The 12,179-nt window shown below is 55.7% G+C and carries 13 protein-coding genes; 6 read left to right on the top strand and 7 right to left on the bottom strand.

What is annotated here, in order from left to right; all coding sequences use genetic code 11:
- The first annotated feature begins 6 nt into the window (after positions 1-6).
- The 6 genes from PGH32_RS03115 to artJ (PGH32_RS03090) all read left to right on the top strand — a co-directional run bounded on the left by PGH32_RS03115 (position 7) and on the right by artJ (PGH32_RS03090) (position 4,384).
- Entirely contained in the window at positions 7-543 is a 537-nt protein-coding gene (locus PGH32_RS03115) for a lipoprotein (RefSeq protein WP_337893151.1), read from the top strand.
- A 215-nt stretch (positions 544-758) separates the two neighbouring features.
- Positions 759-1,487 (top strand): arginine ABC transporter ATP-binding protein ArtP, encoded by a 729-nt coding sequence (artP, locus tag PGH32_RS03110; protein WP_314419895.1) that lies wholly within the window; start codon positions 759-761, stop codon positions 1,485-1,487.
- Positions 1,488-1,501: 14 nt separating this feature from the next.
- Complete coding sequence (artJ, locus tag PGH32_RS03105) at positions 1,502-2,233, top strand: arginine ABC transporter substrate-binding protein (RefSeq protein WP_314419897.1); 732 nt, start codon at positions 1,502-1,504, stop codon at positions 2,231-2,233.
- Positions 2,234-2,236: 3 nt separating this feature from the next.
- On the top strand, positions 2,237-2,953 hold the full coding sequence (artQ, locus tag PGH32_RS03100) for an arginine ABC transporter permease ArtQ (RefSeq protein ID WP_337893150.1): 717 nt from the start codon (positions 2,237-2,239) through the stop codon (positions 2,951-2,953).
- On the top strand, positions 2,953-3,621 hold the full coding sequence (gene artM / locus PGH32_RS03095; protein WP_314419901.1) for an arginine ABC transporter permease ArtM: 669 nt from the start codon (positions 2,953-2,955) through the stop codon (positions 3,619-3,621). Before artQ ends, artM begins: the two co-directional genes overlap by 1 nt.
- Positions 3,622-3,652: 31 nt before the next feature.
- On the top strand, positions 3,653-4,384 hold the full coding sequence (artJ, locus tag PGH32_RS03090; protein WP_314419904.1) for an arginine ABC transporter substrate-binding protein: 732 nt from the start codon (positions 3,653-3,655) through the stop codon (positions 4,382-4,384).
- Between the two features lie 42 nt (positions 4,385-4,426).
- Here the strand turns inward: artJ (PGH32_RS03090) and rlmC are convergent, their stop codons facing one another.
- The 7 genes from rlmC to potF all read right to left on the bottom strand — a co-directional run bounded on the left by rlmC (position 4,427) and on the right by potF (position 11,765).
- Positions 4,427-5,557, bottom strand: a complete 1,131-nt coding sequence (rlmC, locus tag PGH32_RS03085) for a 23S rRNA (uracil(747)-C(5))-methyltransferase RlmC (RefSeq protein ID WP_337893149.1) — start codon at positions 5,555-5,557, stop codon at positions 4,427-4,429.
- An 88-nt stretch (positions 5,558-5,645) separates the two neighbouring features.
- Positions 5,646-6,119: a YbjO family protein gene (locus PGH32_RS03080; RefSeq protein ID WP_337893148.1), complete on the bottom strand. Its 474-nt coding sequence runs from the start codon at positions 6,117-6,119 to the stop codon at positions 5,646-5,648.
- Between the two features lie 505 nt (positions 6,120-6,624).
- A complete protein-coding gene (locus PGH32_RS24680) occupies positions 6,625-6,750 on the bottom strand; it encodes a hypothetical protein (RefSeq protein ID WP_443112764.1) in 126 nt (41 codons plus the stop codon).
- Between the two features lie 838 nt (positions 6,751-7,588).
- A complete protein-coding gene (gene potI, locus PGH32_RS03075) occupies positions 7,589-8,434 on the bottom strand; it encodes a putrescine ABC transporter permease PotI (RefSeq protein WP_337893147.1) in 846 nt (281 codons plus the stop codon).
- The gene (potH, locus tag PGH32_RS03070) at positions 8,431-9,390 is read right to left on the bottom strand and encodes a putrescine ABC transporter permease PotH (protein ID WP_337893146.1); all 960 of its coding nucleotides are present in this window, start codon (positions 9,388-9,390) and stop codon (positions 8,431-8,433) included. The genes potI and potH overlap by 4 nt, the downstream gene beginning before the upstream one ends.
- Positions 9,391-9,402: 12 nt before the next feature.
- Positions 9,403-10,536 carry a putrescine ABC transporter ATP-binding subunit PotG gene (gene potG / locus PGH32_RS03065; RefSeq protein ID WP_314420030.1) on the bottom strand — a complete coding sequence of 378 codons (1,134 nt, stop codon included), beginning with the start codon at positions 10,534-10,536 and terminating at the stop codon, positions 9,403-9,405.
- A gap of 119 nt (positions 10,537-10,655) precedes the next feature.
- Complete coding sequence (gene potF, locus PGH32_RS03060; RefSeq protein ID WP_314419915.1) at positions 10,656-11,765, bottom strand: spermidine/putrescine ABC transporter substrate-binding protein PotF; 1,110 nt, start codon at positions 11,763-11,765, stop codon at positions 10,656-10,658.
- Positions 11,766-12,179: the final 414 nt, after the last annotated feature.

Below are 12,179 nucleotides of genomic sequence, written 5' to 3'. Positions count from 1 at the left end.
ATCAAGATGAAATACCAAGTCTTTGCTGCTGTTATTCCCCTGACTCTGTTACTCAGCGCCTGTACCACCGTCGAACCCGCTTATAAGGATATCGGTTCGCGCAACGCGCCCTGCATTAGCGGCGGCCCGGACGAAGTGGCGCAGAAATTCTACGATCTCCGCTTAAAGCATCCTTCTCTGGGCGTGCCTGACGGGCAGCAGTTGGCCCAGTACCGGCCCTGGCTTAGCGGCCCGCTGTATCAGGATTTGCTCAAGGCCGGGCAGCCGTCATCCAAACCGGCACTGCGGGGTGATATCTTCAGCAGCCTTCCGGCCGGCGCCACGTCCGCCAGCGTGAACGACTCTTCCACCATCCCTAACACGGATGCCCGAAATATTGCGCTACGGGTTAACCTCGCTCGCGCCGGTCAGCCGGGTTTGCAATGGCAGGATGAAATCCTGATGGCGCGGGAAGGCACCTGCTGGACCGTGGACGACATACGCTATCTCGGCCCCGCGCCCCATATCACCGGCGGTTCACTGCGTCAGCAGTTCGAAGAGTAACCACCTCAACCGTGCCGCCACACCCGGTGGCACGATCTCACTCACACATTTGCATAACAACAGCGAAGCTTTTGATGTTATACGGCAACATTGCCCTATCTTGTGCTACGCTTTAATCACCTCGCCAACATTTATAAATTTTAACGCACGATGATTGCATAACTATTCTGTCGACGTTAAGATTTGCGGCATCAATTGCTATTCACTTTTTGCGCATGAGTATTCAACTAAACGGTATTAACTGCTATTACGGTGCCCACCAGGCGCTATTTGACATACAGCTGGCGTGCCCACAGGGCGAAACGCTGGTTCTGCTGGGGCCAAGCGGTGCCGGGAAAAGCTCACTCTTGCGCGTGCTGAATCTGCTCGAGATGCCGCGTTCCGGTACGCTGGACATCGCCGGTAACCACTTCGATTTCAGTAAGCCCCCCTCTGAAGGTGCTATTCGTGAACTGCGCCAGAACGTGGGTATGGTTTTCCAGCAGTACAATCTCTGGCCACATCTGACCGTTACGCAGAACCTGATCGAAGCGCCGTGCCGCGTGCTGGGGCTGAATAAAGAGCAGGCGCATGAACGGGCAAATAAACTGCTCGACCGCCTACGCCTGACGCCCTTTGCCGATCGCTTCCCGCTGCATCTTTCCGGCGGCCAGCAGCAGCGCGTGGCGATTGCGCGTGCGCTGATGATGGAGCCAGCGGTACTGCTGTTCGATGAACCCACCGCGGCGCTGGACCCGGAAATTACCGCCCAGATCGTCAGCATTATTCGCGAGCTTGCCCAGACGAATATTACTCAGGTTATCGTGACCCACGAAGTGGAAGTGGCGCGGAAAACCGCCAGCCGTGTGGTGTACATGGAAAACGGGTACATCGTCGAGCAGGGCGATGCCAGCCGCTTTACACAGCCGCAAACCGAGGCGTTTGCACATTATCTTTCGCACTAACGCAGGACATAATGATGAAAAAAGTTGTACTTGCCGCACTTTTAGCCAGCATCAGCCTGGGGGCCAGCGCTGCCCAGACCATTCGTTTTGCGACCGAAGCGTCCTATCCTCCGTTTGAGTTCGTTGACGCCGATAACAAAATCCAGGGCTTTGATGTCGATCTGGCTAACGCCCTGTGCCGTGAAATTGGCGCGGAATGTACCTTCAGCAACCAGGCCTTCGACAGCCTGATCCCCAGCCTGAAATTCCGTCGCTTCGATGCGGTGATGGCCGGCATGGACATTACGCCAGAGCGCGAAAAACAGGTGCTCTTCACCAACGCCTACTATGACAACTCCGCCCTGTTCGTGGTGCAGAAAGGTAAAGTCGCCAGCATTGACGCCCTGAAAGGCAAGCGCGTTGGCGTACAGAACGGCACCACTCACCAGAAATACCTCAGCGAAAAACAGGCTGACATCAATCTGGTGCCTTACGACAGCTATCAGAACGCCATTCTTGACCTGAAAAATGGCCGTATCGATGCGGTATTCGGTGACACCGCCGTGGTCAACGAGTGGTTAAAACAGAACCCGAACCTGGCTGCGCTGGGTGAGAAAGTGACCGACAAGTCCTACTTCGGTACCGGTTTAGGCATTGCGGTTCGCCAGGGCAACACCGACCTGCAGGGCAAGTTCAACGCGGCGCTGGATAAGGTGAAAGCCGACGGCACCTATAAAACTATCTACAGTAAGTGGTTTCAGCAGTAATTAATGAGCGAATTTTATTCTCTTGCCAGCGCCGCCGGGATGACCGTCGGCCTTGCCGTTTGTGCCCTGATCGTCGGGCTGGCGCTCGCGATGGTCTTCGCCGTGTGGGAATCCGCGCGCTGGCGGCCGCTGGCGTGGCTGGGTACGCTGCTGGTGACGCTGTTTCGCGGGCTGCCGGAAATCCTCGTGGTGCTGTTTATCTACTTTGGTGCCTCGCAGCTGCTGCTGACCCTCTCCGACGGATTCACCCTGAATCTGGGCGTCGTGAAGATCCCGATTCAGGTCACCATTGAAAACTTTGACGTCAGCCCGTTCCTGTGCGGCGTTATCGCGCTGGCCATCCTCTATTCGGCCTATGCTTCGCAAACGCTCAGGGGCGCGTTAAAAGCCGTTCCTGCAGGCCAGTGGGAGTCCGGCCAGGCGCTGGGGATGAAAAAATCGGCAATTTTCTTCCGGCTGATTATGCCGCAGATGTGGCGTCATGCCCTGCCCGGTCTCGGTAACCAGTGGCTGGTGCTGCTGAAAGACACCGCGCTGGTTTCACTGATTAGCGTTAACGATATTATGCTGCAGACTAAAAGCATCGCCACCCGCACGCAGGAACCCTTTACCTGGTACGTTATTGCGGCGGCGATCTATCTGCTGATCACCCTGTTCAGCCAGCAGGTGCTGAAGCGTATTGAACTGCGCACGACGCGCTTTGAGCGCGGAGGTTCCTGATGCTGAGTTACTTCCCCGAACTGCTGAAAGGTCTGCAAACCAGCCTGACGCTGACCGTGGCCTCGCTGCTGCTGGCGTTGCTGCTGGCGCTGGTTTTCACGGTGATCCTGGCCCTGAAAGTCCCGGTTCTCAGCCAGATTACCCGCGGTTACATCACGCTGTTTACCGGCACTCCGCTGCTGGTGCAGATCTTCCTGATTTACTACGGCCCCGGCCAGTTTCCTTCCATTCAAAACATCTCCTGGCTCTGGCATTTACTGTCGCAGCCGTGGCTGTGTGCCCTGCTGGCGCTGTCGCTGAACAGCGCCGCCTATACCGCCCTGCTGTTCCACGGCGCGGTGCGGGCCATTCCCGCCGGGCAGTGGCAGTCCTGTGCGGCGCTGGGCATGAACCGGAAAGATACGCTGCGGATTTTACTGCCGTACGCCTTTAAGCGCGCCCTCTCCTCGTATTCCAATGAGGTGGTGCTGGTGTTTAAAAGTACCTCACTGGCCTACACCATCACGCTGATGGAAGTGATGGGGCACGGGCAGCTGCTGTATGGCCGGACCTATGACGTGACGGTATTTGCTGCCGCCGGGGTGATTTATCTCGTCGTCAACGGATTGCTGACCCTGCTGATGCGGCTGATTGAACGCCGGGCATTAGCCTTTGAACAGCGCAGCTGAGACTGAGATTTTTAAGCAAGGAACTAATAACATGAAAAAAATTATTCTGGCCACGGTTCTGGCCAGCATGGCCTTTGGGGCGGTTGCGGCAGACAAGATCCGTTTTGCTTCCTCTGCCACCTATCCACCGTTTGAATCGCTGGACAGCGACAATCAGATTGTTGGCTTTGATATCGATCTGGCTAAGGCGCTGTGTGAAGAGATGAAGGCAGACTGTACCTTCACCAATAACCCGTTTGACAGCCTGGTCCCGGCCCTGAAATTCCGTCGTTACGACGCGGTGATTTCCGGGATGGATATCACCCCGGAGCGCAGTCAGCAGGTGAGCTTCACCAAACCTTACTACGCCAATTCCGCGATCCTGATTGCGCCAAAAGGCAAATTTAGCGACCTGTCGCAGCTGAAAGGCAAACGCGTGGGTATGGAAAACGGCACCACCCACCAGAAGTATTTACAGGAGCAGCATCCGGAAATTACCGCCGTGGCCTATGACAGCTATCAGAACGCCATTCTGGACCTGAAAAATAACCGCCTGGACGGGATTTTCGGCGACAGCGCGGTAGTGAACCAGTGGCTGAAGTCTAACCCGAATCTGGGTACCGTTGGTGCGCACGTTACCGACAGCAGCTATTTTGGCACCGGCCTGGGCATTGCGGTTCGCAAGGATAACGCGGAACTACTGGCAAAATTGAATACCGCGCTGGATACGCTGCGGGCGAACGGCACCATTGAGAAGATCAATCAGCGCTGGTTCCCGGAGTAATTAACCCGGCGGGCGGTGATATTCTCGCGGCCCGCCTGGTGTTTACGCTTTCCGCTGTAGCAGCGTCAGCACTTCGTAATGCGCGGTGTGCGGGAACATATCAAACAGCTGCACCTGGACGATACGATAATCCTTTAACCGCGCAATATCCGTCGCCATCGTCACCGCATTACAGCTGGAATACAGAATCCACGGCGGCGCCATTCGGGTCAGGTAATCGCACAGTTCGGCACCGATACCCCGTCGTGGCGGGTTCACCAGCACCAGTTCCGGCACGCTGCCTTCACCGGTGGCAAACGCCGTAGAGTCCAGCGCGGCGAAGTTCACCCGGGTTAACCCCATCAGTTCGGCAGACCGTTTCGCACAGGCAATCGCCTCTTTGCTGATCTCAATGCCGGTCAGCTGCATATCCGGCGTGGCGCAGTGCAGGCCAAAGCCCCCCACTCCGCAGAACAGATCCCACATGCTGCTAACGCCCAGTTCGCCCACCCAGCGGCGCGCGGTGGCATACAGCGATGCCGCCACTTCCGGGTTAGTCTGGAAAAAGCTCTGCGGGCGGATCCACAGCGGAACGTCATTCAGCTGCTCGGCCAGCGCCTGATTATCCGTCAGCGGGATCTCTTCGTCCCCTTCCAGAATCGCCATCGGCACCGGCTGAATATTGGCAGAGATCGCCGCCAGCTGCGGTAACGTGCGCTGCAGCTCCGGCAGCGCCGCCTTCAGCTGCGCGAGCTTGGTGGTTGAACGCAGCACAAAGCGCAGCATCAGTTCGCCGCTGTAGCGGCTTTCCGTCAGCAGAATAAACTTCAGCTCGCCGCGACGACGCGCCACGTTATACGGCGTCAGCCCGGCACGGGCGATAAACGGGCGCAGCGCGGCAAACACATCGGTAAAACTGTCGGGATAAAGCGGGCAGTCGCAGAGATCGACGGGCGTACCGTCACGATGCAGCATACCTAGCAGCGGGCGTTCGACGCTGCCGCTGACCACCATTTTCGCCTTGTTACGGAATTTTTCCGGCGGAGAAATCACCGGCTCCAGCCAGTTTGCTACCGGCAGCGAAGCCATCAGCTGCTGCAGATGAGTCTGTTTTTGCGAAAGTTGCTGGGGGTACGGCGTCTCCAGCCACTGGCAGGATTGGCAGCGACCGGCATCGTAGAGCGCGCAATGCATGTTAAAGCCTGTTGATTGGGAATGCGAAATGCAGGGCGACAGTATATACCCAAATCAGCGCCGGTTGCAGCCTCAGACTCAGCGCGGCTCAGCGATAATAGTTTCGGCTGCTTAGCGGTACAAAAAGCAGCAGCAGGACCAGCATATCCGGGAATTTTTGCGCAATAAGCGAACTGATAATGCGGACGTTATCTTCACCGCTAATGCTGAAGATCTCCGGGTATATGCCGGTCAGCGTGGCCACCATCATATACAGCAGCACCACCAGTTGGGTGGCGAGGAACGTCCAGCGGCCCCAGTTCCGCCCGCGGATCATGGCGATCGCACAGCGCAATTCAAGGAAGAAGATCAGCTGGCTGGCAATAAAGATTAAGGTGGAGTCCCAGGACTGCGCGCTGCGGTGAATAAAGTTCATCACCTCTTCGTAGCCCAGTTCATTGGCCAGAAGCAGCACGCTAAGCACCCGGGTAGCAATCACGGCGCTGCCAGCGATAAGTACCGGCACCGGGATAGCTAACCGCTCACCGGACAATGCACCGCCACCTCTGAACACTTCTGACATATCCCTCTCCTGCCCTGCGCTAAATACCGTCAATCCCTACCGCTGCCGTGTGGTTATTAACCCGTACCACGTATTCAGACAGGTTAATTCAACTATTTTTAGCCTATACGCGCCAATAATTCCACTCTGTGAAATGAAATTATTTTCGGTCATTAATTATTTTGCAATGACAATCAGACAAAGCGACTATTTGTGCGGCAGAATAGGATTTACAGCTCAAGAAATCCTCGCTGATAGCGGTATGGCGCTGACGGGTGGGGGCCCCAAACGGGCGGGTCCTCGTGCCACGCGCTGCGTGGTACCCTCACTGCGTGCGTCAGCCAGTCGGACCGGCTCAGACGTCACATCCCTGTGCCGACCGAGCCTTGCGCCCGCGTCCTGCGGGCACATCCTGGCTTCCTTTCTCCGTTCAGCGCTGCGGATTGCCCGTTTGGGACACCCACCCGCCTGCTCAGCGGCATGAGTGTTGCTGTTTCTTTCACGGGATTTTTTTATCGTAGGATAATTAAATTTCAGGATTGGTGAAGCGAGCGCTTTTAAAGCGGGTAGTCATTAAATAACGCCTTTCAAAACTAACAGCAGAATATGAAGTTACAAAGTTATGGTTTTTTTTAACCGTCAAATCCCCAATTACAGTTACTCCTTATATCTGAGGATAAACACTTGTAATTCGGTGCGGTACAAATTTTCTGACATCGATATGCATAATAACAACACAGTATTCAACTTCAACACTTCCCTGAACTGTTCTAAAACGGCACTCAGACTCGCGGGTAGTACAAAATAGCGCCGGAAGATCTGCATAACAGCAACGCCGAATTTAATTTCAGCGCTTATCTGCACTATCCTTGAATCTGCACTCCAAGCCGCAGCCGGTTGCAGCGCCTCCTCACCATGTCGAAAACAGCCGATCGCCCAACTGGGGACAATGATAGCAACGGGTACAACTAACCCCCGTTGAGGATATGTATCCACCCCAGTCCCATCCGATGAAGCTCGACTTTAAAGCCTCTAAGAAACAGCAATCGCGATAATGAGTGAATAACGCATCGCCCAAACCGAGTTTTTCAAACTGGCAGCCACACGATGGCCAGAGGTAGACGGCCTTTGTGGGGGCTGACGGGCAATCCGCAGCGCGGAGGCGAAAGCCGCTGGCCAGGAGAGGGCAGCAGGGACGCTGCCATCAGATCGGGCGTGGGCAGGAAGCCCACTCCCGAGCGCTCCGTCGGCCAGCGGCTGTAGACGAAGGCACCACGCAAAGCGTGGCGCGAGGACCGCCCGGCAGCCCCCACAAAGGCCGGATACACAGCACTCACCCGTCAGCAACAAGTAACAAGTAACAAGTAACAAGTAACAAGTAACAAGTAACGAGCATAAAAAAGCCGCTATGAAAAATACATAGCGGCACGGTAAATCTCATACAATCGGGTGCCAATCGCACTGCACGACCCGACAGGCCAGAACGTTACTCAGTGCCCGGAGCGGGCCTTCTGAATATCCTTAATCCGCTGCTTCTCCTCGTGGGCCATCAGGCGCCAGGCGACAAAGCCCACCAGCCCAACCACAAACAGAATCAGCGAAGCCAGCGCGTTGATTTCCGGATTCACGCCGCGACGAACGGTAGCAAAAATCTGCATCGGCAGCGTGGTAGCACCCGGCCCGGTAACGAAGCTGGAAATCACCAAATCATCCAGCGACAGCGTAAAGGCCAGCAGCCAGCCGGTGACGATGGCCGGGGCGATCATCGGTACGGTGATCACAAAGAACACCTTCAGCGGCGTCGCCCCCAGATCCATCGCCGCCTCTTCGATTGACCGATCCAGCTCACGCAGGCGCGAATTGATCACCACCGCCACATAGGCGGTACAGAACGTCACGTGCGCCAGCCAGATAGTCAGCATCCCGCGATCTGCAGGCCAGCCAAAGGCGTTCGCCATCGCCACAAACAGCAGCAGCAGCGAAAGGCCGGTGATCACATCGGGCATTACAAGCGGAGCCGTCAGCATAAAGGCAAAGCCGGTCGATCCCTTAAAACGGCCGAAACGCACAATAATGACGGCGGCAATCGTACCGAGGATCACCGCCGCCGTCGCCGACAGCGCGGCAATCGACAGGCTGAGCGTCACGGCGCTAATCATCGCATCATCGTGGAACAGCACGTTATACCAGTGGAACGAGAAGCTCTCCCACGCGGCCAGCTGCGACGAGTTGAACGAATAGATCACCAGCAGCAGCATCGGCGCATAGAGGAAGAAGAAACAGACAGCGAGGATCGCCGTGCGCCACTTCGAGCGAATGGTCGGCAAACTGTTCATGCCTTATCCCCCATCTCTTTGTTCTGATGCTTATGGAACCAGACGATCGGCATGATCAGGATCAGCAGAATAATCACCGCCAGCGCAGAAGCCACCGGCCAGTCGCGGTTATTGAAGAACTCCTGCCACAGCACGCGACCAATCATAATACTGTCCGGACCGCCCAGCAGTTCCGGGATCACGTACTCGCCAACCGCAGGGATAAAGACCAGCATCGAACCGGCAATAATGCCGCCTTTAGTCAGCGGCACAATCACGCTGAAGAAGGTCTTCAGAGGACGCGCGCCGAGGTCGAGAGACGCTTCCACCAGCGAATAATCAATGCGGGTCAGCGCGGTATAGATGGGCAGCACCATAAACGGCAGGTAGCAGTAAACGATACCGATATACACCGCCATATTGGTGTACAGGATGGCGATCGGGTGGTCGATAACCCCGGTCCACATCAGGAAGCGGTTTAAGATACCGTTATCGTTAAGGATCCCCATCCACGCATACACCCTGACCAGGAACGAGGTCCAGGACGGCAGGATCACCAGCAGCAGCAGGATATTGCGCGTTGAGGGTGAGGCATGTGCCACCGCCCACGCCAGCGGGTAGCCGATCAGCAGGCAGATAGCCGTTGAGACTGCGGCAACCTGTAGCGAATGCAGGTAGGCATCGATATAGAGCGGATCGTCGGTCAGCGTGAAATAGTTGCCGAGATTCAGCACCATACTCAGCTGGCCGTCGGCCCAGGTCAGCAGTTCCGTATAAGGCGGAATGGCACGCGCTATATCAGCAAAACTGATTTTCAGTACGATAAGGAACGGCAGTAAAAACAGCAGCGACAGCCAGATGTAGGGCAGTGCTATCACCAGCCTGCGGCCGTGGGCCATCTGCAGCCGGGTCAGCAGCGAAACGCCGATGCGCCGCACGCTCGGTGGTTTGGTGGTACGTTCAGAAAATTGGCTCATCATCCCCCCTGCTTATACCGTCAGAACCACACAGCTATCGGCATCCCAACACAGGCGAACTTCATCGCCCCAGGTCGGCGTACCGTTGCGGAAACGATGGCCGTTTTGCAGCTGAGCGCTGATCATCTGGCCACTGCGCAGGCGCACGTGATAGATAGACAGGTCGCCCAGATAGGCAATATGCACCACCTCACCCACGGCAAAGTTAAAGCCGTCGGCCGGGACATCATCACACAGCAGCACTTTTTCCGGGCGCAGCGCCACGTAAACCGGCACGCCGTCCAGCACCGACACATCGCTCGCCACTTTCAGCGGATGCACCAGCCCCGGACTGTCAATAATCAGCCCATCTTCCTGGCGCTCACGCAGCAGCCCCTCAAAGACGTTGACCGAACCGATGAACTCAGCGCTGAAGCGGGTCGTCGGATGCTCGTAGATCTCTTCCGGCTCGCCAATCTGCACAAACTTGCCGCGGTTCATGATGGCAATACGGCCCGCCATGGTCATCGCTTCTTCCTGATCGTGCGTCACCATCACGCAGGTGGCCCCCACGCGCTCAAGAATATCGACCACTTCCAGCTGCATGCGGTCGCGCAGCTTTTTATCCAGCGCGCCCATCGGTTCATCCAGCAGCAGCAGTTTTGGCCGCTTCGCCAGGCTACGTGCCAGCGCCACGCGCTGACGCTGACCGCCGGAAAGCTGGTGCGGCTTACGCTTAGCATATTCCTGCATGTGCACCAGGGTCAGCATTTCGGCCACGCGGCTGGCGATTTCCGCCTTGGGCAGGCGATCCTGCTTCAGGCCAAAGGCGATATTCTGCTCCACCGTCATATGGGGGAACAGCGCGTAGGACTGAAACATCATGTTGATTGGGCGTTGATAGGGCGGCACGTGGGAGAGATCCTGGCCATCCAGCAGGATCTGCCCATGAGTCGGGCTTTCGAATCCGGCCAGCATGCGCAGCAACGTGGACTTACCGCAGCCGGAGGCACCCAGCAGGGCGAAGATTTCGCCTTTGTAGATGGTGAGGTTGACATCATCAACCGCGTGCTGACCATCGAACGACTTGGTCAGATTACGGATTTCCAGCAGCGGCGTTAACGCCCTGCCAGCCTTGCTTTGGGGACGGGGGATCGCGTCGTTCACTACCATTACTCTCCGGCGCTAAAGAACCTTCCCGCGGTGGGACAGGCCCAAAAATAACAAACAGAGGCCGATAACCGGCCTCTGCTGCTTAGCAAGAGTGAGTCAGACTCACTACTCAGTTATTTACCACTTTTAACTTTAGTCCATGCACGGGTACGCACACGATCAAGTTTCGGATCCTGCAGCTTAAGCGTAAACAGTTTCGCCATGATTTCTGGTGTTGGGTAAATGCCCGGGTTATTGCGGATCGCTTCATCAACAAACGGAATTGAAGCTTTTACACCGCTGGCATAGAAGATGGTGTTAGAAATCTGCGCCATCACTTTCGGCTCCATCAGATAGTTGATGAACTGATAGGCCGCATCGGTGTTTTTCGCATCTTTCGGGATAGCCAGCATATCGAAGAACGCCAGAGCGCCCTCTTTAGGAATGCTGTAGGCAATGTTCACGCCGTTCTTCGCATCTTCAGCACGTTTTTTCGCCTGCAGAATGTCGCCCGCCCAGCCGATGGCCACACAGGTGTTGCCATTCGCCAGGTCGTTAATGTACTGAGAAGAGTGGAAGTAACGAATGCTTGGACGCAGCTTCAGCAGCAGATCGGTCGCCGCTCCCGAGTAATCTTTCGCATCGCTGCTGTTCGGATCTTTACCGAGGTAGTTCAGTACGGTGGCAAAGATTTCTTCAGGGGCATCAAGGAATGACACGCCGCAGCTTTTCAGCTTCTCAAGGTTTTCCGGTTTCAGTACCAGATCCCAGCTGTCCACCGGCGCATCTTTACCCAGCGCGGCCTTCACTTTATCGACGTTATAGCCGATACCGGTGGTGGCCCACAGGTAAGGAATGGCGTATTTGTTACCCGGATCGTGCTGTTCCAGCTTTTTCATCAGATCGGGGTCGAGGTTTTTATAGTTCGGCAGCTTGCTGCGATCCAGCGGCTGAAACACGCCGGACTGCAGCTGGCGCGCCAGGAAGCTGGAAGATGGCACCACCACATCATAGCCCGTGCTGCCGGCCATAAGTTTGCCTTCCAGCACTTCGTTAGAGTCAAACACGTCATAAACGACTTTGATGCCGGTTTGCTTTTCAAAATCGGCCACGGTGTTTGGCGCAATATAATCAGACCAGTTATAAACGTGCAGCGTTTTATCTTCCGCCAGAGAGCCAGCGGAGATCGCCATCAGCGCACCCGCAACCACACCTGACAACCATTTTTTGCGTTGGTTGAACATCTTCCATTCTCCTGAACAGGGATAATCACAGCCGTACCCGAGAGGTACATTTCTCCAGCAAGCGAACCGGTGAGCGCCTGCGGCAAAATACAGGTTCACAATGAATCATTATTCACTGCGCCGTTAATAGAAAAAACCTATAGTTGTAGCGACGTTGCACGCTTAATGCAGCAACGCAAGAATAGCCCCACTCACTGGTCCAGACCAGACCTTAGCGTAAAAAACGCCTTTTATCGATTTTCTATGCATGTTTCCTCTACGTGATATGCCATTCGCGGCATAAACAGCGATAGATATCTGGCAATTAAGGGCAAAATGCAGAATAAAAAGTGGTGGGACGGACCGGAAAAGAGAGAGAGAAAACAGAGTCGGGGCAGATAATTATGCAGAGTGATGGAAAGTCGGGCAGTATCA

This window comes from Erwinia sp. SLM-02 (assembly GCF_037450285.1).
Taxonomy (GTDB): domain Bacteria; phylum Pseudomonadota; class Gammaproteobacteria; order Enterobacterales; family Enterobacteriaceae; genus Erwinia.
Note: the sequence above shows the minus strand (reverse complement) of the source record. Positions and strands in the feature narration are given on the sequence as shown.

What these genes read in the sequence shown, in the direction of transcription:
- PGH32_RS03115 (WP_337893151.1), top strand. Translation starts at nt 7, where the DNA reads ATGAAATACCAAGTCTTTGCTGCTGTTATTCCCCTGACTCTGTTACTC.
- artP (WP_314419895.1), top strand. Translation starts at nt 759, where the DNA reads ATGAGTATTCAACTAAACGGTATTAACTGCTATTACGGTGCCCACCAG.
- artJ (WP_314419897.1), top strand. Translation starts at nt 1,502, where the DNA reads ATGAAAAAAGTTGTACTTGCCGCACTTTTAGCCAGCATCAGCCTGGGG.
- artQ (WP_337893150.1), top strand. Translation starts at nt 2,237, where the DNA reads ATGAGCGAATTTTATTCTCTTGCCAGCGCCGCCGGGATGACCGTCGGC.
- artM (WP_314419901.1), top strand. Translation starts at nt 2,953, where the DNA reads ATGCTGAGTTACTTCCCCGAACTGCTGAAAGGTCTGCAAACCAGCCTG.
- artJ (WP_314419904.1), top strand. Translation starts at nt 3,653, where the DNA reads ATGAAAAAAATTATTCTGGCCACGGTTCTGGCCAGCATGGCCTTTGGG.
- rlmC (WP_337893149.1), bottom strand. Translation starts at nt 5,557, where the DNA reads ATGCATTGCGCGCTCTACGATGCCGGTCGCTGCCAATCCTGCCAGTGG.
- PGH32_RS03080 (WP_337893148.1), bottom strand. Translation starts at nt 6,119, where the DNA reads ATGTCAGAAGTGTTCAGAGGTGGCGGTGCATTGTCCGGTGAGCGGTTA.
- potI (WP_337893147.1), bottom strand. Translation starts at nt 8,434, where the DNA reads ATGAACAGTTTGCCGACCATTCGCTCGAAGTGGCGCACGGCGATCCTC.
- potH (WP_337893146.1), bottom strand. Translation starts at nt 9,390, where the DNA reads ATGAGCCAATTTTCTGAACGTACCACCAAACCACCGAGCGTGCGGCGC.
- potF (WP_314419915.1), bottom strand. Translation starts at nt 11,765, where the DNA reads ATGTTCAACCAACGCAAAAAATGGTTGTCAGGTGTGGTTGCGGGTGCG.